We start from the raw sequence: 20,221 nt of genomic DNA, 5'->3' as shown, positions 1-20,221 counted from the left end.
CATAGGTCATTGAAGGGCGCATGGAGCGGAATCCCGAAGAGGAGGGAGCGAACAATGGCGATGCAGGTATGTATGGGCGCGTCCATCGCGTGTAGCTTCGGCGCAGCTCCTGGCTCACTCATCGTGCTGCCGGAAAACCAGACATTTACCGGCACGCCCGCAGCCACCATCATGGATAACAAGCCGATGGTGAACATCCCCACCTTCGGCATGTGCTCGTCCCCCAGCAATCCTGAAGTGATCACAGCGACGGCGGCAGCTCTCGGAGTGCTGACCCCGATGCCCTGCGTGCCCGCGACGGTTGCGCCGTGGGCTCCCGGCGCACCTACGGTGCTCATCGGCAATATGCCCGCGCTCGACTCCACCTCAAAACTCATGTGCACCTGGGCGGGAATCATCCAGATCTCCGATCCAGGCCAGGCAACGGTGCAGATCCCGTGAGCGCCCTCTACAATTTCTCGCTCGACAAGACGCGCGCCCTGCTGCTCGCCGGCTGCTTCGCCGCGGCTGCGATTCTTTTGTTCTTTGCAGGATCGCTCTCCGGCATCCTCTACTCGGGCCATCTCGGCAGTAACGCAGCAACAACGCGCGTCGTACAAGCTCCGGCATTACCCAAGCCGATGCAGGCTCACGCGACGAGCCAGCCGGCAGCTGCAGCGGCCCCATCTTCCGCCGTGGCCGCTGGCCCTGCCGGGACACCCACTCCGGCTGCGAGCGCAACTGCTGCTTCATCGAACTCCGCTGCACCTGCGACACCCGCGCCGGCGCCGCCGGCTTCCGTGGCGGCGAGCGCACCTTCGGCCGCTGCAGCCACAACGCCGCCGTCTGCCGTTGCCAGTGCGAAGCCGCAGCCTGCGGCTCTCGCCGCAGCACCCAAGCCCGTTGAAGCCTCCTCGTCCTACGCGATTCCACTCGCGGTCCGGGTTGGCTCCTTCTCCGTGAAGGCCAATGCCGAGACGCTGATGCAGTCGCTAAAAGATCTGGGATATCGCCCGTCCCTGAGTCTCTATTCCGATCCCCACGAACGCACCTGGTATGTCGTAAAACTTGGCCCCTACACGCGCTGGAACAAGGCCTCCCAGGTCGCCGCGCGGGTATCGATTGCCGAGAACGTGAAGCCGGTCATCGGACCGATGGGCCCCATCCAGTAGTTCAAATTTCAGACGCGAGGCCTTGAACCCCGGAGTAATTTCGGATCACTGCATTTCGATGTGGATTTTAGACACGGCCTCGAAAGAGTGGCCCAAATACCGGCCGAAATATCGGCATCCCGGCACGGTTTGGAATCTGATTTCCCGTCACCGCAAATTTGGCCTGAACCAGCTTCGCCTGCATTTGGTTCAATGGCCTGTCAGCTGCCGTTGAGACTGCGGCCGAGACATGAGTGATCTTTGAATCGATTCGGGGCGGATTGATTTTCGGCTGCGTATGCGCGCCCTTCAATATCTCGTCATAAGGATAGAAATGATCCACCGGCAATCCGGCCTGGGCGGCGTGGTCGGGGTCGGGACGATAGTTGCCGCTTCCGTTGCTCCACCACTGCAGCCGTCCATTGTTGAAGAAGGCCTCGCCGGCGTAGAGCACGGGCTTGCCCTCGGCCAGCACCGGATGGCGGTAGCGCTGGTGCATCAGCGTCTCGCCGCTGGTCATGGTGACGAAGACGAAGCGGGAGTTGGGCACGTAGTGGCCATGCTCCTTGCCCCGGCTCATGCGGTAATTGTCGGCAAAGCTGCGCAGCCTGAATATCTGCTCCCGGTCAGCGGGCACCGCAGCCGACGGGTTCAGATTGGGGTAAAACTTAGGCTGTCCGAAAAGACTCATCGCGTGCTGCGTTCTCTCACTTTCCCAACTTAGTAACAGTCTAGGCCTTTAGTAATAGGTTATCGGCAAAAAATTGATGCACTACGCATGGCCGCCGCGATAAGATCCACCCATGCCCTCTCCCCCAGCCTTTCGCGCTGTTCCGGGCCCCCTGCTGCGACCGTTGCATGTGTCGCCCACAGGCAGCAGAACCCGCGTGGTTCAGGGGTTCTTCCAGAGCCGCCCATTCTCCTTCGCCGCATCCAGTCCCAACCAGATTCAAGCGAAGATGACCACCCAGCGCCGTCCCGGTGTCGATGCGTTCCAGGTGGACCTGCGTCCCCGCTCGGGAGGATGGCCGCTGCCGCGAGATGTACAGGCAAAGATGGAGGGTGCTTTTGGAACCAGCTTCTCCGACGTCCGCGTCCACGTGGGACCCGAAGCATCGGCGATAGGCGCCATCGCCTTCACGTGGGGATCGGATCTGCACTTCGCCCCAGGCCAATACAATCCGCATACGCCCCACGGACAGTTTCTGCTGGGCCATGAGCTGGCGCATGTCGTTCAGCAGCGCGCCGGCCGCGTCGCCAATCCCTTCGGCAGCGGCGTGGCCGTGGTCCAGGACCAGGCCCTTGAAGCGGAAGCCGATCGTCTCGGCCGCGCGGCCGCGACGAGTCGCGTTCACGATTCGGGTAGCGCCGCTCCGGCGGCGAATGCAGCGATTGGCGCGGGCAGCGGAGTCGTCAACAGAAAGACGGCTCCCGCCGCCCGGTATGCGGTTCGTGCTCCGCAACCTAACGGCTCCGGCTGGGATATCCAGGTTACGGTACAAGGCGCATCGCAGGCTGTCGGTTCCGTGCAACTGACCGCCTCCGAGAACGCGGTCTACATCTCCAACCTCGGAGTAGCTCCGGAGCATCGCCAGCAAGGGATAGCCGGGCAGCTGATGGATGCCGCGCTGCGCACAGCTCGAAGTAACGGGTATCGCGTAGCTCAACTCGAGGCCCGGCCCGATTCCGCCGCCGATCCAGGACCGGCGGCATTGGTCTCCATGTACCGGAAACTGGGATTCCAGACGACTGGGATATCGGAGCGCGGAAATCCCTTGATGGAGCGGAAGAGTTGAGCGGAATAGAGAAAAACAAGCTGCCGATGATTCCACCTGGGGGCAGCAGGAATAGGATGCCGCCTCCGCCCGTTTACCGCCCACAAGCTGCAGCAAGTCAGTTGAAGCAATCGGCTTCGGCGATGTCTCCCCCGCGGGCGGGACAGACAAGGGCCGGGACGATGCAGATGAAATCAGCTGCCCCTGCCGTCTATCGCCCCCAGCCTCCAATAACGCAACTACGACCGGCTGCGCCGCCCGCCTCTAGGTCGCTACCGGTTTCGGGGCAGGCCAAAGCAGCATCGCCGATCGTTTCTTCGCTTCCGAAATCACCCGTCCCCAGACAGTCGCCAAATCTTTCCACATCGACCCTGCAACCAATGTTGAGGAGGACCGTGAGAAGTTTACCTGCGAGCCACACGCCGACTCCCGTGGCAACCGTTCGCTCGCTGACTGCCGTGGCACCCGTTCGCTCGCTGACTGCCGTGGCACCCGTTCGCACGCTGACTGCCGTGGCACCCGTTCGCACGCTGACTCCCGTGGCAACCGTTCGCACGCTGACTCCCGTGGCAACCGTTCGCACGCCGACTCCCGTGGCAACCGTTCCCACGCCGACTCCCGTGGCAGCCGTTCCCACGTCGCCGCCCAGTGGTGATGACGGAACCAAAGGCCGCATGGCTGCGATCCGATATCTGAAGCAATTCCCGAAAGGAACAATGGGACATCTGGTATGCACGGCGATTGAAAACGCTGTTTACGTTCTCGATAGGACAGGGGTCGATCAAGACTTCGCTTCGAGCACAATCGCGGAACATTATGAGGAATATGGCATTGATTTTTGGATGCAGCCAGTCAGCGAGGAACTTATCGCGTCTCTTGCCGACAAGGAAACGGCTTGGTGGCGAAACCAAAGTGGCTTTGCCTGGGTCTTCGGCGGTGGAACTCCAGCTTGTGCGCGCGACTCCTTCCTGCGTCGTACCTGGGCCTGTATACGCCAATCACCTGAGTGATCGTCTTGCAAGACACCTGCCGCAATATACAGGTTCTCCATATCCGAAGTTATCGCCTCACTTACAGGCCGGGCGTATAATTCGTCGCATGTCTAAAACTTCTCTCTCCACCGCTGCGTTGTTAGGCATGGGAATGACCCTTGGTTTGGGCTATCCTTCAGCTTTCTCACAGTCCTCCGCTCCTGCTCAGCCCTCGGCTCCGCTCAAGGAAATTCATGTCGACCGAAGCTGCAAGATTCTGCAGGAGGAAAGCAACGCGCTCTCGGAGATAAGACCGGCCGACTTGGAAAATGACCACGTTATCTGCCACCTGGAGAGCGTACATACCTCGCATCACGTCGAGGCATCTCTTGACGACGGCGTGATGCAAAAGAGCAAAGTCACGGTCGCCGAGCGCGAATACCTTCTCCAGAATGTGACCTCCACGCCGGTGACGTTTGTCGTTGAACACTCTGTGCCCGAAGACTGGAAGGTCGACTCCGATCCCCAGCCGGTAAAGGTCGTCGACAACACGGCGTTTTTCCGGGTGAATGCCGAACCCGGCCAGATCGTGCGGTTGCACGTAGGCGAGCACCACGCCGAGCCGATGACGGACTCCGGCGGAGCCGGCCACTAGAACCTGATTTTCGCTGAGGTACGCCTGGTTCGCCGGCCATCTGGAAAGAGTCAATAGGAAGGCCTCCCGCAACTGCCGGGAGGCCTTCTTGGTTGCAGTGAAATTCCGTGATCAGTCGGTATGACCGGTTCCCGGCGTGGCTGAGTAGAGCGTCGTCAGGCTTGCCTTGCCCAGGATCTGGCCGCGATCCGCCGCCTGGATAAAGGCGTGATATAGAGTTTCGGCGTTCGCAGGAAAGTTCGTCGATCCTGGCAGCGTCAGCGTGGTGCTCAGCGCGTAGACGGTGAAGACATAATGATGAATCTCCGGCGCTGCGCCGGCCGGAGGACAGGGGCCGTCGTACTCCTGGCCGAGATCGAAGTCGTTTTCGATCTGCGAGCCGAACTTGCTGCCCGCCACGCCGGCATTCTCCGGCAGACCATTCGCATGCCCGGAGATGTTGTACATGCCCCAGTGCGTAAACGAGGCCGTGGTGTCGTAGAGGACAACGACAAACGAAGCCGTATTCGGGGGCGCATCGGTCCAATAAAGCTCGGGCGACCGGTCACCGCCCGCCGCGCCGCTGGCCGTGCAGGCGTTCACGCCATTGGTCGGCTCGTTCAGGATCGCTGAAAGCGGCGGCGTACCGTTGCTTTGAAAGGCAGGGCTGTGCAACTGGAAACCATCCTGCGGGTATGCGGTTGTGGCCAGCAGCGCGCTGGCCGCGAAGAACAACACGTTTCGCAATCCGGAAAATTTCATCTCGAACTCCGTTCTCATGATTGAGGGGATTCGTTCTTCCCCCCGCTAGAACGCAACGGGGATCGGAACCCGATGGCGATGATATACCCGCCGCTATCTCCGATAACATGGTTAGTTTTCGCAAGTTAACTAATGCGTCAACAATGTGCGCATATATTCATCGGTCGGTAACTTCTAGCCTGCGGACGATTGGTTAGGCAGCTTATTGCGGACAATACGACCTATGGAGACTAATACGCTATACTTCGCAGCATGTCGATAGATTCGTGCGAGCACACCTTCGAAAAGTTGGCCAGAACAGTCCTGCCGAAGCATATGGCTACGCTTCGCTCTGCCCTTGATGAGCCATCGCCGATGTCTTTGTTTTGCGAGTCTGGGACCGGCGTCGGCGCAATCTTGTCCAATTTGCGCCGCTCCAAGGATTTTTCGGCGTGCTACGTGTTGTTGGAGTTGGAGAGCGGGACGCCCTTTTACGTGGGCATCTCAAGATCTGTGATTCGGCGGCTTCGGCAGCACGTAAAAGGGGAGAACCACTTTAGTGCAAGTCTTGCCTACAGAATGGCTAACAACAAGTTCCCTCACAAAATGACACGGGATCTTGCAATGGCCGATCCCGAGTTTCGTAGCGAGTTCGACATTGCCAGGGCTCTCCTTCAGAGGGCTAGAGTCGCATTCGTCGAAATCGATAACCCTCTGGAACTTTACCTTTTTGAAGCCTACTGTGCGATGGAGTTGAACACTTGTGAATGGAATAGCTTTAGGACTCACTGATCGAGTGTGGGCTCCATTGGGATAAGTACCGACAACGCGCATGCACCGAGAAATGTCTGACGGCGGGCATTCGGAATTTACCTCAACTGAAAAAGCAGAAGAGCGATCGTCATCTTTATAGATAAAACTTCGCTCGCATGATGTGAGTTCTCGGGCAAGCATGACTCGCGACCTTGATGTCTGCCTCAGTCGTCCGCACCCATCGACTCTCCCGCACGCCCACAAACATAATTCAAGACAATTAAAAATACCCCTTTAGGTACTTGCGAAGTGGTTACTATCCGCTTAGCATGAGGGAAGGTTATGGGTACGAGCTTTCACTTCGAAAGACAGCCAGCATGGATCCCCGTCATCATCAGGTTCTCGTTCCCGCGCTCGAGCAAGCCATCGATGCCGTCGTTCTAATCGACGACACCAATCGGGTTACGTTTTTCAATACCGCTGCCGAATGCCTCTGGGGATATGACCGATCCGAGGTGCTCGGACAGCCGGTTACCTTTCTCATTCCGGGCGATCGCCAGCCCTACCGCGACAGTTACGCCGAGGCGAACCAGAATGGCTGTGAAAACAGGACCGTCGGGACCAGCCGCGAAGTTCGCATTGAACGCAAAGACGGGACAGAAATCTGGGGTTCCTTCTCTCTGTCCCGAGTTGATGTCGACGGCAAGATCCACTACATGGGTCTTATCCGGGATGTGACCCAAGAGGTCAAGCGCCGCGATGAGCTACACCTTCTTTCCCTGGCGGTCAACGAAACCGACCGCGCCATGCTGGTGCTCGACCAAGATCGCCGCATTATCTATATCAACCGCGCCTTCAGCGATCTATTCGGCTACAGTCTAGCTGACGTCAAGGGCAAATTGCCGAGCAGCTTTCTCGCCGGAGCAAGCACCGAGCCTGAGACACTCACACGTTTCCGCCGTAAAGGCTGGGAGCTGGAGGGCTTCACCGAAGATCTCCTTGTTTATGCCAGCAGCGGAGATCAGATCTGGGTTTCAGCAGCGGTCAATCCCATTCTCAACGGGAGTGGCAGCGTCACCAACGTGGTCGTCGTTCTAACCGATATCACTCCGCTCAAGCGCATCCAGTCCCTGCAGGATGACATCCTCGAGATACTCGCCGGGGATGTCTCGCTTCCCGAAGTCGCGGACTTCCTGTGCCGGCGCGTGGAAGAGATCGCACCGGATATCATCTCCTCCGTTCTTCTTGTCGACTCGGAGCTCAAGATGCGCCCCCTGGCTGGTCCCAGCCTTCCCCCCGCCTATAGCGATGCCATCGACGGTGTAGCCATCGGAGAGATAGCCGGCTCCTGCGGCACCGCTGTCTGGCGCGGCGAGTCCGTATATGTAACCGATATCGAGACCGACCCGCTCTGGACTCCCTACCGGCACCTTGCACTGCCGTATGGTCTCAAAGCCTGCTGGTCTTCGCCGATTAAATTAAAGGGTGGCCGCATCGCCGGAACTTTTGCGTTTTATTACCGCGAAAAGCGCGGTCCCAGCCAGTTTCACCAACAGATTGTCCAAGCCTGCCTGCACCTGTGCAAGCTCGCCATCGAGCGCGATGAGGCGCGACGCCAGATCGCGCTGCTCTCTCACTTCGATCCCCTGACCGGCCTGCCGAATCGGGCGTGGTTCGTTGCTGAGGTGGAAAGTCTTCTCCAGAAAGCCGGCAACGAGAATCGTCAAGTCGCATTCTTCGCTGTCAACCTCGACCGCTTCAAGGATGTCAACAACAGTCTCGGACATACCCTAGGCGACAAAATGCTGATCGAGGCTGCCCATCGTCTGCAGGCAACTTTCACAACCCTCGCAGCAGTCATCTGCCGCACCGGAGGAGATACCTTTGTCGTGGTCATGCCCGACTGCGATGTGGCCCACGCCTCGATCAGGGCCGATAGGATACTTCACGCTCTTTCGCAACCGACGGATATTCCGGCCTTTGCACTCTCCTTATCCGCCAGCATCGGTATCAGCATTTTCAACGACAATGGCACTGATCCCGAAACCCTTCTCAAGTATGCCGAAACGGCAATGTATCAAGCCAAGGCGGCTGGACGCGCCACCTATCGCTTCTTCAGCCCGGAGATGAATCAGCTTGTCGAAAGCCGGCTGGTGCTCGGTGCCGCGCTGCGAAACGCCCTGGCATCGAACTCACTGAGGCTTCACTATCAGCCGCAGGTCAATCTCAATTCGAAGAAACTTTATGGCGTCGAGGCTCTGGCTCGCTGGCGCCATCCCGAATTCGGCGACATCTCGCCGGTCCGCTTCATCCCGCTCGCCGAAGAGATCGGACTGATCGAGATCATCGGGAAGTGGTCTCTTCGCGAAGCCTGCAGGCAGATGGCGATCTGGCGCAGGAACGGTGTCGCCGTCCCCACCGTCGCGGTAAACCTTTCGCCGCTGCACTTCCGCGACACTACGCTGTCGAAATTCGTCGCGGAGCTGCTGAACGAGTTCGCCCTGCCCGCGGCGTGCCTCACCATCGAGATCACCGAAAGCGTGATGATGAATACCGGGAACGAGACACTCAAGACGCTGGTGGCGCTGCATGAACTCGGCGTCGGCCTGTCCATGGATGACTTCGGAACCGGCTTCTCTTCCCTCTCCAGCCTGACCCAGATGCCAATCAACGAGCTCAAGCTCGACCGCAGCTTCATGCGAAATTTCGAGACCGATCCCAACGCCCAGGCGGTCACCACTGCAGTCGTGCGCATCGGACAGAGTCTCGGCATGACGGTCGTCTCGGAAGGCGTCGAAACCGAAGACCAGGCGCGGATTTTACGCCGCCTCGATTGCGCGGTCGCTCAGGGATATCACTTTGCGAAGGCCATGAGTCCCCGCGATCTCGAACGATGGATCTCGACCACGCAGCCAGCCAACGCCATCCCCGACAGAGTCGGCGTCTGAACCGGGCACTAGAAGAACAGTTATTCTGAATCATCGGAGTCGGCCACCTTGCCCGAAAACCGTTCTATGACCGGTACCGTCCGAACAGGCTACCGAGAGTAGTTTTCCACTCAGAGAAAAGGAGCTTCCGAATTGGACATGTTCTCGCAGACAAGACCTTTGCGCCCATCCTTTCGCGCCAATTGCAGCGGGCCAGCGCAGGCCATTTGCAGTAGCAGGCCGAGTGTGGTGCAAGGTTTTTTTCAGGGACGACCCCGGGCTGGGTTTCCCGTCTTGCAACAAGCGGTCCAGGCGAAGCCGGGAGTCAAGCTGCGCGCCGGAGTCGAAGCATTCCCAGTCTCTCTGTCACCTGGCATCGGAGGCCGTCCCCTGCCGCGCGAAGTACAGACAAAGATGGAGCGTGCCCTGGGCGCCAGCTTCTCCGATGTGCGCATTCACGTCGGATCTGAAGCTCCCGCGATCGGCGCAATTGCATTTACTTGGGGAACAAATATCCATTTCGCACCCGGTCAGTACAATCCGCACACTCCACATGGGCAGATTCTTTTGGGACATGAGCTGGTGCATGTGGTGCAGCAAAGAGCGGGGCGGGTGACAAATCCGTTTGGCAATGGGGTGGCCGTCGTTCAGGATGCCTCTCTCGAAGCCGAAGCGGACCGTCTAGGAAGGTACGCGGCAATGTCGCATTTCAACTCAAGTGCCGAGAGTGTTCCGGGCAGAAAGATCGATACGCGAGCACAGATAAGCGCACAGGGAACCGCTGTGAACTGCAAAACGGGAGGACTCCCACTCGCGCAACTGTCGAGAGGAGTTTTGACGCCTGTTGCGCAAACCGGCATCGCTCTCCGATTGCCTGCCTTGCAGACAAAAGCTGCCTCGCCGATGGGCGGCCCGCGAAACCGCGCGTCTTCTGCGATTCAGTGCTCTCGTATATCCGTGTTTGCGGTCAATCATGGCGTGGAGAATATCGATCCGTACTATGACGATGTCCATATCACGCAGCTTGAACCAAGCGAGATCGATAATCCGTCCAATCACGCACACCTCGCGCGAGCGGGCGAATTGATGCATTTAACCTTCCGCTCGCTTGCCAACAACTCTCATGTCGTTCACTGGTTCTATAACGGAAACACCGGGAATTGGCGCACGCATGCCTACAATACGGGATGCCCTGTCCCTGAAACAGGAGATGCTTCGGCGCTTCGGCGGCGAGCTGTCAACTTCGCATATGGCCCGTCTTTGGCAGACTTCATTGTCACCAGGGCGCCTAAGAAGAAGAAGGGAAAACCCTCCAGCAGCGGATCTCCTTCCTCTTCAGCGCCTACCCATGTGCATCCTTCCGCAACGCCGCTTTTGCCGCCGGCACCCCTTGCCGCTACTGCGGCTCCGCTGTCGAGGCTTGCAATGCCTACCTATCAGAATTTGCCCTGGAGGTGGGACGAAGACTACGGGCTTGGCTCCGCAGCGCCGCAAGTGCCTTTGCCGACTCCTTTATTGCCCGTGGCGCTTACGCCACCGATTGGCCCGGCCGGGCTAAACGCAGCAGCCGACCCAGTGGTACCAGGGTTCAGACGGGGCGGTGGTGGATTTGGACCGATTGGTCCAATTGGTCCAGGCGGGTTGAATGTGGCGGCCGATCCGGTCGTACCCGGCTTTGGGCGTGGTGGAAACCCGGCTGGGCCGATTGGCCCGCCACGCAGATGGTAATTCCCGGAACCATATCCTGCGTTCAAACCGGCGAAAGAGAGCATCATTCGCTGGGGCAATGCTGCCAGGCATCAATAGCCTCTCCAACCTCCGCGCCAAGATGGTCTTCTCGGGAATAGTTGGCGCTGTCGTGGCGGGAGTGCCGACGGCGTTCCGCTTAATTGCCTTGAGCAAGGTTTACCCACATGAAGCTGTGGCCGCGACATGCTTCTTTCTCACAATCGCGGCCACGTAGGTTTATCGAACGTCGGGATGAGCGTTCGCCTGCTTCTCCTTGCTCTCCGGAAACACCACCTCTTCCGTCGATGTGCTGGTCGTCCCGAATTTCGGATTCAGGTAATGCTGCAGGAATGCCAGCTGCTTCTCCCATGCATCGAGGCGATGCGCGGGTTGAGCAAAACCGTGCAGCTCGTTTGGATAAGTGAAGTAGAAGACAGTCTTGTTGTGCTCGCGCAGCGCCTTGACGAAGAAAGCAGAATCAGCAGGCGGCACCTGCGGATCGTCTTCTCCATGCATGACCAGAAGCGGAGTCTGCACCTTGTCCACCTGAAGCAGCACGTTGGCGCGGCGATAGACCTCCGGCTTCTCCGTGGGCGAGCCGCCCATCTTCATCATCCAGCGAATCGACGAGGGCGGATTCGTTCTCTCCACGAAGAGTTCGCGGTCGACGACGCCGTAAAGCTCGATGGCAGCAGCAAAGAGATTGGGATAGTGCACCACCATGTATGCCGTCATGGTGCCGCCATGGCTGCCTCCGCCAATCGCCAGCTTCGCCGGATCGGCGAGGCCGCGGTCGACGAGATACTGCGCGCCGGTGGCAACATCATCCACCTCTGCGCCATTCGAGTCTTCGACATTCAGATTGCGAAAGACCTCGCCGTAACCGCTGCTGCCACGGTAGTTGGGCTCCAATACCACATAGCCTTCCTGCGCAAGATACTGCGCCCATCCGTCGGCGCGAAAGACATCCTGGCCTTCGGGTCCGCCGTGAATCCACAACACCGCGGGCAGACGGGCTCCCGGCTTGGCGGCCTTAGGAGTGAAGAGCAGCCCGGCAATCTCTTTTCCGTCCTTGCTCTTCCATGTCACGCGCTCCGGAACCTGCGCGTCTTCGAAATTCTTCGGCGTGGTGTGGGTGAGATAGCGAGGAGTCGACTCGCCCTTCGCGTCTGCCACCAGAAGATCGGCGGTTTCGGTAGGCGACTGATGATGGAAGTAAATGGATCTGCCATCCGGCGACCACTCGGGCTGTGCGCTGATGCCTGGCGTATCGAACTTGCTGAGAATGCGAGCCTCGCCTCCATGCGCCGGCATCACCCAAACGTTGCGCGCCTCCAGCAAACCGCGGCTGGAAACAAAGGCGAGCGTTTTTCCATCGGGCGAGAAGAGCGGGTCGGCATCTTCGAACGCGCCGTCGGTGATCTGCTTCGGCTCACCACCGCTCGCGGGGATCAGATAGAGATGATCCCAACCGGAGTTCTGCAGAACGGTCACCAGTTCCCTTCCATCCGGCGACCACTCCGCTCCGCGAATCTCCCAACCACCGCCGCGATCCACGGGCGCGGTATACAGAACGCTCGCCTTGCCTTCGGGCTGCCCGGAGCGCGGATCGAAGTGCAGGATCTTCAATCGACCGCTGAAGTATTCGCGCGCGCGTTCCACAAAGACAATCTGCGTGCCGTCAGGCGACCACTTGCCCTGCGCGGCATCGTCGGGTCCGGGTGTGAGAAGGCTGCTGACGCTGCCGTCTTCGCTGACCACCATCTGGCTGTTGTGGCCGCGGCGGCCGGAGGTAAAGAGTATCCAGTGACCCTTCGGGGACCACTGCGGTTCGCGGTCCGTGGCCTGGCGCGGATCGCCGCCGCCGGCAGGAGCATCGGTAAGACGGCGCGGCTGCCCTCCAGTGACGGTGACAGTCCAGATGCCGCCTCGGCTGGCGAAGGCGATCAGCTTGCCATCGGGAGACCAGCTTAATCCTGTCTTGCCGCCGGTGGTGCTGGTGAGCCGGACGGGCCAGCCTCCATCGACAGGCAGCAGAAAGATCTGGCCGTCGCGGGTGATCGCGAAGGTCTTGCCGTCGGGTGAAAGCGCGGTCTCGGTGATCGGTTCTTCGGAAAGAATGTCCTGCAGGCTGATGTGCGATGTCTGCTGTGCGGAGAGCCGCTGCGGCACTCCTGCGAGCAGTGTGGTGGCGGCGAGCGCGGCCATTACGGGAAACTGACGCCGAATAGAAGCGATGAGATGCACTGGAGCCTCCAAAAAAAGAGGGGCAGGCAGCTTAGTCAGGCTGCCCGCCCGTTCGTGGTCAGTACTGCAATTTCAATCCGAATTGAATCTGCCGCGACTCGGTCTGTCCTAGAGAGCGCTGCGAAAGCGCCTGCCCGAAGGTTGAGCTGGCAATGCTCGAGGTGAGAGTGGAGAAGTTCGTGTGATTGAGTACGTTGAAGAAGTCAGCGCTGAAGCGCATGTTGAACTTCTCGTGGATATTGGTTTGCTTCACCAGCTGCATATCCCAGTTGTTGATGCCGGGCTCGCGCAGCAAGCCGCGGGAGATACGCTCGCGAGGATCGACAACGCCGTCACCCGCGCCTAATCCGCAGGCGCTGGTGAGGCAGCTCGAGAAGAAGTGGACGACCGGGGTTGTGCCGCTGAAATTCTTCACCAAGTGTCCACTGTGCGGACCGAGTGGGCCAGTTACAACGGCGCGGTCGTTGGTGTCGCCGTCACGATTGGAATCGGCTCCAGTGGTCGGTAGAAACGGAGTACCGGACTGCGAATCCACGATCGAGCTGATGGCCCATCCTTCAACGAACTTGTTGGCCACCGGATTCAGGTTCTCGAACAGAGCATGTCCGTTGCCGATGGGGAGCTGATAGATCACGCTGCCCGCAAAGCGGTTGCGCACATCGTAAGCCGAATCGCCGAAGTTCCACTTGATGGGCGCGACGCGGGTGTACTGGGAGAGGAACAGAGTGGCAGCCTGCGCCTGGGTGAGATTCGGCTGGCCGCTCGCGCACTGCACAGCCGCAGTAAGTCTTGCCGCGGATGACGCGTTACCCTGCGCGGCCGGGCAGTTGCTGTTGGCAGCCATATAAGGAGCTACCAGATTCTCGATCGTCGCCTGGGGAAAAGAGGAGTCGGTGCTGCCTGCAACATCGTCGGAGAGATCGTCCCGGCTGTGGCTCCACGTATAGGCTCCCTCTACAGTGAGACCGTGCGATAGCCTGCGTCGATAATCGGCCAGCAGCGCATTGTAGCCGGACGACGCAGCCGAATCGTGATGGGTGAAGTCCGCAAACGGCGGACGGATGAGAGTGTTGGCAATGTCCTGCTCCGAACGCGCGGCTGGTCCCGTGTTGGCAGGACGGAACTGGTATGCAAAGCTGGTTCCGAAGTCCGGCCGCTGGGTCGCCAGCAGTCTCTGGCCAAGCGCGCCGACATACGTCAAGGTCAGCACGGAGTCTTTATCGATCTGTTGTCCAACCGCAAGATTAAAGCTTTGCGTGAGCGGATTGCGGAGAGCGGGGTCGACGGTGGTGAGGCTGTATGGCGTCGTTGTATTGACCGTGGAAGGCGCCAGCGCGCCGGTGTAATCGCCAGTGGTGAGAGTGGCGGATACGGTATAGGGCGGGTTGAATCGCGTGTTGCCGTAGACGTTCCCGAAGACGCGGTCGTAGTACACACCGTACCCGGCGCGAACGACGGTCTCGCCATTGCCGCGAACATCCCACGCTACGCCGAGGCGCGGCCCGAAATCGTCGTACTTGGAGCAGTAGTTGCCGATCCCGAACTTCGACGGATTAACGACCGCGACGTTCGAAAGATCGCTGTTGAAAGGAAGCGACTCGCACTTGTTCGGACTACCGTTGGCATTGAGGATATAGGCGTTCGAGAGCAGGTTGTTCACTTCCGTGAACGGCGGGAAAAGCTCATAGCGCAGTCCGGCGTTGATCGTGACCCGGTTGGTTATCCGGTAGGTATCTTCGACGAAGTAGCCCTGCTCCCATAACCTGTAGCCGCGCTCGGAGCTGCCAGAGTTGTAGAAATCCTGCGCCTGCGAGTTGAGTGCCAGTGCGTTGATATTCGCGAAGCTGGTATCGAGCAGAGCGATGGAAGGACGGATGGCGTTGCTGAAGGTCGTGTTGTCGTAAACACGGCTGAGCTGAAAACCGGCTTTGAACAGATGCCGGCCATGTTCCCAGGAAAGTGAATCCTGATATGTCAACACGTTCTCGGCCCGGCCTTGCGGCTGGTTGCTGGCGATACCGATCGTGTTGAAGCGTCCGGAATTGAAGGAGATGGTAGGAAGTCCGTTGGGGCTAGCAACCGACGAAGAAAAATTCTGCCCCGCATTCGGACCACCGGTGCGGAGAGCGCCGGCTTCCAGCGCCCCAGTGGATGGATCTTCTGTGGGGAAGGCCGTTGGTGTGCGTTGATAGCTGATGCGCGCGCTGTTCAGCAAGTTCGCCGTGAAGGTATGAGTATCCTGCAGCACGATGTGATAAACGCGCTGAGTTTCGCCGACTCCGGTGCCGGCGAGGTTGCCGCCGTTGTGGGCCGCCGACGGCACAGCATCGACGATGCTGAAGGTGGCGAACCCCTGATTGCGCGACGAGAAGATCTGGTCGAAGCGCGCGAATCCCGTATCCGCATCGACGTCGTTAGCGATATTGCGATTGACCGTCGTCGCCCAGGTCGATGTATTGGTGGGACTAAAGGCCTGCCCTTGTACGGAGGGATATACCGATTGAAAAATAGAGTGGGCGAGGGGATTGGTCAGAGCTCCAATGAATTGGGCGGTAGGGATCTGTACATTGGTGGGCGATGTGGAGCGCTGGCGAAAGCCTTCGTAGGAGACGGAGTAAAAGGTGCGGTCGGGAATGATCTTTCCACCCGCCCAGAAGCCGAACTGATTCTGCTGGAACGGCGATTTGAATCCGACAGGATTGAAGAAGTTGCGCGTGTTCAGAGCGGAATTGCGCAGATACTCCCACGTGGAGATGTGCAGATCATTCGTTCCTGTTTTTGTAACTACGTTGAGCACAGAACCGGAGCTGCGGCCGAATTCCGCGGTGGGACCGCTGGTGATGATGTTGAACTCGGCGATTGCATCGAGCGGAACGCTGCTGGTCACGTTCCCGATATTGCCAGCTGAGCCCGAGGGAACGCGCGGATCATTCGCATCGCCGCCATCGATGAGGAAGTTGTTATTGGTCGGCCTCGAGCCGCCGGCGGAGATCGTCGAGCCTTGTCCCGTGCCACCCGCACTGCGCGTCGCGCCGGGTGCGAGATAGATGAGGTTCTGGAAGTCGCGTCCATTCAATGGCAGCTCTTTGATGCGCTGCTCGTCGATGAGCGTGCCGACCTCGGTCTGCAGAGTAACGACGCTGGCCTGATCGGAGTGCACCTCGACCTGCTGCGTTACATTGCCCGGAGTGAGGGTTACATTCAACTCACGCACTTCATTCAGGATGAATTCAACCTTCACGAACTCCTGCGATTGAAATCCTGCGGAATCTACGCGCAGCGTATACGTTCCGGGAGGAATGTCGCTGAAGGTGAATTGCCCTGCAGCATTCAGGTTCTGAACATGTTCGCTCGTGGTCGCGGGGTCCACCAGGTGCACGGTGCCGGTCGTGACTACCGCACCGGAGGTGTCTTTCACCGTGCCGCGAAGGCCGCCGCCGGTCTGTGCCTGCGACCATCCCAACTGACACGGCGCGAGGAGAAAAGCAATAAGCAGGAATGAGGGGAAATTAAGCCAAAAAAATAGAGAGCGATTCTTACGAGACATCTTGCCTCCTGAGGAAAAAAAAGAAAAACAGTTGGCCTTAGACAAGGCTTCTTTTGGGATTTCCACGTAGGACAGTGGCCGCGCACACGAAGGCGGAGCCATGTCCGGACTCTAAGCAGACGCGATCGGCGGTATCGCCGGAATTCAGCGGCTACAACAAGAGGAACTAAGAGGGCGACATCGCACAAACTCCCGCGGAGTGGCGCGAAGCGCCAACAGCATCGCGATGGAGAGGCCAGAGATGTCGAATACCTTCATGAATCCTCTACGGAGTTACAAAGCAAGAAGTTCTGAGTGACGAGAAGAGACGAACGCAATCGCTTCCGGAAACGCTAAGAGTCCTAAAGAAAGCTGGAGCGGCAACTAACTCTTGTTACCGCTCATTCAGAACCAACACATGCACTCGTCCGCTTAACAAAAGGACAACCAAAGAAAAGGCAATTGGCGGGTCCGGAATAAGCTTGCGGATCGTTTGATTTCAGTCAAGATATCACATATCAGACACTCGTCCAGTCCTTTTTTAAGGAAACTTTCACGCTTGCCTGACGAATCTTTCATGCGAGTACAAATACCTCGAACTGCCTTTTCTGCTATTGATGACGGGCGGCGATGCGAAGATGCAACGGAATATATCGCCGCGCTCGGCGCGCGTAGAAGCTCGATAAAAATTGCTTATGGAGCGCGCAGCGCATATGCGCGTGAGCTGCTGCTGAAGCCTCTCGCATACAATCGCTGAACTATCGCAACTTCTCACGAACTTCAGCAAACTATCGACCACGCAGACTGGACCGCGACATGATATGTGATATATTTCGCTCACGCATGACGCATCATCGAGTTGCTCTCGCAGGCTCGCGCCGCATATGTCCGGCCCCGATGGGTTCGCTTTCGATAGATTCGATCCGGACATGTCCGCTCCCGGCATGTCCGATCCGGATATGTCGGTTCCGGCGCTGTCCCTAGCCGGCTTCTCTCTCCTTCGAAGCCGGTCTCCCCGGACATCGCCGGTCATCCGCAAAGATGCTGCTCGTGCGCCGGAATCGTCGACGCGCTTTTTATCATCCACGACTACCGGAGCGTTCCGTCGCAGATGGGAAAAGCGCCATCTCTGTGCGGCTTTCGACCGGCCTGATTTCCCGGAGGAAAGACATTGAAGACACCTGGCCTGATCGCGACTCTTGCTCTACTCCTGGCCTCGCCCGCGCTGCATGCAGCCCCCGCAAAGACCGCTCCCTCGCCGGAACAGGTATTTGGATTCAAGCCGGGTACAGATCGCAAGCTTGCGGACTGGAAGCAGCTCACCTCGTATTACCAGACTCTGGCTGCGCAATCGGATCGGGTGAAGTATCAGGAGCTGGGTAAGACGAACGAGGGTCGGCCCTTTGTAGCCCTCACCATCTCCGCACCAGAAAATCTCGCACACCTCGCGGAGTATCAGGAGATCAATCGGCGGCTGTCCGATCCGCGCAGCACCACGCCGGACCAGGCCAAGGCGCTCATCGCCAAAGGCAAGACCATCCTGTTGATCACCTTCAATATTCACTCGACAGAGATCGCGAGCTCGCAGACCGCGGCAGAATTCGCATGGCGCATGGCCACGGAAAACACTCCCGAGACACAGGCCATTCTGAAGAACGTCATCCTGCTGCTCGTTCCCTCGCTCAATCCTGATGGCGAACAGCTGGTGGTCGATTGGTATAAGAAGTATCTCGGCACACCTTACGAAGGCAGCAATCCGCCCGTTCTGTGGGCCCACTACACGGGCCACGATGACAATCGCGACTGGGTGGGATTCACGCAGCCGGAGACGCGCCACACGGTGAAGCTCATCAACGAATGGCATCCTCAGATCCTCTACGATCTTCACCAGATGGGCGCAGATGGCCCGCGCATCTATATGCCGCCGTGGGTCGATCCTATCGATCCCAACGTCGACCCGCTGCTGGTCTCCTCAATGAATGCACTGGGAACGAACATGGCGAAGGATGTTTCATCGGCCGGAAAAACAGGCGTGCTGATTCATGGCGTCTACGACTTCTGGTCGCCGCTGCGCGATTACATCAGCTATCACAACGGCCTGCGCATCCTCACCGAATCGGCCAGCGCCAACATCGCCTCGCCTATCGATGTAACTTTCGATCAACTCGGCCGCGGCATCGGATACGATGCGAAAACGGCGGCGTGGAACTTTCCCAATCCATGGATGGGCGGAACCTGGCGTCTGGGCGACATCGTCGAGTATCAGCTGCTGGCGCTGTCTTCGATTGCGCGGAGAGCCGCGGTCGATCGCGAGCAGTTCCTCACCGACTTCTATACCGTGGGCTCGAATGCCGTGCATCCAACGTCGGGACCGTATGCATATGTCATTCCACCCGACCAGCGCGATCCCGTCGTCACCGCGCGGCTCATCAATCTGCTCCGCACCGCTGCGGTCGAGGTCCAACAGGCGACGAATTCGTTCGATGCGGACGGCGCAACGTATCCGGCCGGCAGTTACATCGTTCGACTCGACCAGCCCTTCCGCAGCTTCGCAAAGACGGTGCTGGAAATACAGCACTATCCCGACCTCCGCGAATATCCAGGCGGACCTCCGCAGCGCCCTTACGACGTAACCGCGCAAACGCTGCCGTTGCTCTTCGGAGTGAAGGTTGCAGAGATCGCACATAAGTTCGACGCATCGACCAAGGCTGTCGAAAGCGATGATCCAGCAGCCGGCCATTTGAGCGCGGAAGCGAACGCCTCCGGATACATCATCGATGATTCCACCAACAGCAGCCTTTACGCGCTCTTTTCTCTGCTGCAGTCGGGCGTGCATGCCTATCGCTTGACCGGCTCAGGCTACACGCCGGGCACGATCTACATCCCGCAGCAAGCCGGCCTGCAACCGAAGCTGGAGCAGGCGGCGAAGCAGTTCTCCATCGACATCAAGACGGCGGCGAATCCAGTCACAGGCAATGCACTCGCGGTCACGCTGCCGCGCATCGGTCTCTACCAGAGCTGGGTGCCTTCGATGGACGAGGGATGGACGCGCTTCCTCTTCGACCAAAACAACATTCCCTACAAGCGGCTCGTCGATGACGAAATCCGCAAAGGCAGTCTGCATGAGCGGTTCGATGTCATCGTGCTACCCGATAACTCCCCATCGGCGATTCTCACCGGAGGATCGGGTCGCGGCGAAGGCGGAGGAAATCACGTTCCTAATCCGCCCCTGCCGCCGGAGTACAAGGGCGGACTCGGTGATAGCGGAGCAGCGGCTCTAAAGGCCTTCGTAGAAGATGGGGGAACCATCGTTACTTTGAACAAGGCCTCGGGAGTCTACGCGCACAAAGACTCACCAGATGTGAGCAATGTTCTCGACGGCGTAGCCAATCGCGAATTCTATGTTCCGGGATCGATCCTCGAAGTCTCCGTCGATACCTCGAACCCGATAGGCTTTGGTTCCACGCCAACGGTCCCGGTCTTCTTCGAGACGAGCCCGTCATTCAAAGTCTCGGGAGACGCGAAATCGGTCGCCTCTTATACCAGCGATAAGCCACTGCTGAGCGGCTGGATACTCGGAGGAAAGTATCTCAACGGTACGTCCGCCATCGCAGAAGAGCCGATGGGCAAGGGCCGCATCATCCTCTTCGGCTTCCGCCCGCAGTATCGCGCGCTTTCCGAGGTCACCTACAAGCTCTTCTTCAATTCCCTTCTCTACGCGAGCTCCACGCCCGCGCCTGTTGAATCAGGAGGGCAATCGCACTGAGATACTCCTTCGATCTCCCCCAC

General features: G+C 58.8%; 14 protein-coding genes. 8 read left to right on the top strand and 6 right to left on the bottom strand.

Going from position 1 to position 20,221, the window contains the following annotated elements:
• The first annotated feature begins 54 nt into the window (after positions 1-54).
• A complete protein-coding gene (locus tag XX99_RS07535) occupies positions 55-441 on the top strand; it encodes a DUF4280 domain-containing protein (RefSeq protein ID WP_050058764.1) in 387 nt (128 codons plus the stop codon).
• Positions 438-1,151: an SPOR domain-containing protein gene (locus XX99_RS07530; RefSeq protein ID WP_050058763.1), complete on the top strand. Its 714-nt coding sequence runs from the start codon at positions 438-440 to the stop codon at positions 1,149-1,151. Before XX99_RS07535 ends, XX99_RS07530 begins: the two co-directional genes overlap by 4 nt.
• 67 nt (positions 1,152-1,218) lie before the next feature.
• On the opposite strand, the gene XX99_RS07525 is transcribed toward XX99_RS07530, so the two are convergent.
• A complete protein-coding gene (locus tag XX99_RS07525) occupies positions 1,219-1,821 on the bottom strand; it encodes a hypothetical protein (protein WP_050058762.1) in 603 nt (200 codons plus the stop codon).
• 112 nt (positions 1,822-1,933) lie between these two features.
• Between XX99_RS07525 and XX99_RS07520 the strand changes: the two genes are divergently transcribed.
• Complete coding sequence (locus XX99_RS07520; protein WP_082125348.1) at positions 1,934-2,926, top strand: GNAT family N-acetyltransferase; 993 nt, start codon at positions 1,934-1,936, stop codon at positions 2,924-2,926.
• Positions 2,927-3,116: 190 nt separating this feature from the next.
• Here XX99_RS07520 and XX99_RS27130 read toward each other — a convergent pair whose 3' ends face one another.
• Positions 3,117-3,581, bottom strand: coding sequence for a hypothetical protein (locus XX99_RS27130; protein WP_156185854.1), 465 nt, complete (start codon positions 3,579-3,581; stop codon positions 3,117-3,119).
• On the opposite strand from XX99_RS27130, the gene XX99_RS27125 reads away from it, so the two are divergent.
• Together XX99_RS27125 and XX99_RS07510 are read left to right on the top strand one after the other, a co-directional pair.
• Complete coding sequence (locus XX99_RS27125) at positions 3,580-3,915, top strand: hypothetical protein (RefSeq protein WP_156185853.1); 336 nt, start codon at positions 3,580-3,582, stop codon at positions 3,913-3,915. The two genes, XX99_RS27130 and XX99_RS27125, sit on opposite strands and share 2 nt — an antisense overlap.
• 88 nt (positions 3,916-4,003) lie before the next feature.
• A complete protein-coding gene (locus tag XX99_RS07510) occupies positions 4,004-4,531 on the top strand; it encodes a hypothetical protein (protein ID WP_156185852.1) in 528 nt (175 codons plus the stop codon).
• A 111-nt stretch (positions 4,532-4,642) separates the two neighbouring features.
• On the opposite strand, the gene XX99_RS07505 is transcribed toward XX99_RS07510, so the two are convergent.
• Positions 4,643-5,272 carry a YbhB/YbcL family Raf kinase inhibitor-like protein gene (locus XX99_RS07505; protein ID WP_184084672.1) on the bottom strand — a complete coding sequence of 210 codons (630 nt, stop codon included), beginning with the start codon at positions 5,270-5,272 and terminating at the stop codon, positions 4,643-4,645.
• 1,109 nt (positions 5,273-6,381) lie between these two features.
• On the opposite strand from XX99_RS07505, the gene dosP reads away from it, so the two are divergent.
• Both dosP and XX99_RS07490 read left to right on the top strand, forming a co-directional pair.
• Positions 6,382-8,952 carry an oxygen-sensing cyclic-di-GMP phosphodiesterase DosP gene (gene dosP / locus XX99_RS07495; protein ID WP_050058756.1) on the top strand — a complete coding sequence of 857 codons (2,571 nt, stop codon included), beginning with the start codon at positions 6,382-6,384 and terminating at the stop codon, positions 8,950-8,952.
• A 273-nt stretch (positions 8,953-9,225) separates the two neighbouring features.
• Complete coding sequence (locus tag XX99_RS07490) at positions 9,226-10,659, top strand: eCIS core domain-containing protein (protein ID WP_050058755.1); 1,434 nt, start codon at positions 9,226-9,228, stop codon at positions 10,657-10,659.
• A 237-nt stretch (positions 10,660-10,896) separates the two neighbouring features.
• On the opposite strand, the gene XX99_RS07485 is transcribed toward XX99_RS07490, so the two are convergent.
• The 3 genes from XX99_RS07485 to XX99_RS28580 form a co-directional block, all read right to left on the bottom strand.
• The gene (locus XX99_RS07485; RefSeq protein WP_231581187.1) at positions 10,897-12,906 is read right to left on the bottom strand and encodes a S9 family peptidase; all 2,010 of its coding nucleotides are present in this window, start codon (positions 12,904-12,906) and stop codon (positions 10,897-10,899) included.
• A 58-nt stretch (positions 12,907-12,964) separates the two neighbouring features.
• The gene (locus XX99_RS07480; protein ID WP_050058754.1) at positions 12,965-16,453 is read right to left on the bottom strand and encodes an outer membrane beta-barrel protein; all 3,489 of its coding nucleotides are present in this window, start codon (positions 16,451-16,453) and stop codon (positions 12,965-12,967) included.
• Between the two features lie 532 nt (positions 16,454-16,985).
• Positions 16,986-17,465: a pentapeptide repeat-containing protein gene (locus XX99_RS28580; protein WP_375782544.1), complete on the bottom strand. Its 480-nt coding sequence runs from the start codon at positions 17,463-17,465 to the stop codon at positions 16,986-16,988.
• Positions 17,466-17,603: 138 nt separating this feature from the next.
• Here XX99_RS28580 and XX99_RS07475 point away from each other — a divergent pair, with 138 nt between their 5' ends.
• Entirely contained in the window at positions 17,604-20,198 is a 2,595-nt protein-coding gene (locus tag XX99_RS07475) for a M14 family metallopeptidase (RefSeq protein ID WP_231581186.1), read from the top strand.
• Positions 20,199-20,221 lie beyond the last annotated feature (23 nt).

It is taken from the genome of Silvibacterium bohemicum (assembly GCF_001006305.1).
In the GTDB taxonomy this organism is placed as follows: domain Bacteria; phylum Acidobacteriota; class Terriglobia; order Terriglobales; family Acidobacteriaceae; genus Silvibacterium; species Silvibacterium bohemicum.
This window is presented reverse-complemented; position numbering and strand designations above follow the sequence as displayed.

Coding starts and splice junctions, on each gene's coding strand:
- XX99_RS07510 (WP_156185852.1), top strand. CDS start 4,004: ATGTCTAAAACTTCTCTCTCCACCGCTGCGTTGTTAGGCATGGGAATG.
- XX99_RS27125 (WP_156185853.1), top strand. CDS start 3,580: ATGGCTGCGATCCGATATCTGAAGCAATTCCCGAAAGGAACAATGGGA.
- dosP (WP_050058756.1), top strand. CDS start 6,382: ATGGATCCCCGTCATCATCAGGTTCTCGTTCCCGCGCTCGAGCAAGCC.
- XX99_RS07535 (WP_050058764.1), top strand. CDS start 55: ATGGCGATGCAGGTATGTATGGGCGCGTCCATCGCGTGTAGCTTCGGC.
- XX99_RS07520 (WP_082125348.1), top strand. CDS start 1,934: ATGCCCTCTCCCCCAGCCTTTCGCGCTGTTCCGGGCCCCCTGCTGCGA.
- XX99_RS07480 (WP_050058754.1), bottom strand. CDS start 16,453: ATGTCTCGTAAGAATCGCTCTCTATTTTTTTGGCTTAATTTCCCCTCA.
- XX99_RS07525 (WP_050058762.1), bottom strand. CDS start 1,821: ATGAGTCTTTTCGGACAGCCTAAGTTTTACCCCAATCTGAACCCGTCG.
- XX99_RS28580 (WP_375782544.1), bottom strand. CDS start 17,465: ATGACCGGCGATGTCCGGGGAGACCGGCTTCGAAGGAGAGAGAAGCCG.
- XX99_RS07505 (WP_184084672.1), bottom strand. CDS start 5,272: ATGAAATTTTCCGGATTGCGAAACGTGTTGTTCTTCGCGGCCAGCGCG.
- XX99_RS27130 (WP_156185854.1), bottom strand. CDS start 3,581: ATGCGGCCTTTGGTTCCGTCATCACCACTGGGCGGCGACGTGGGAACG.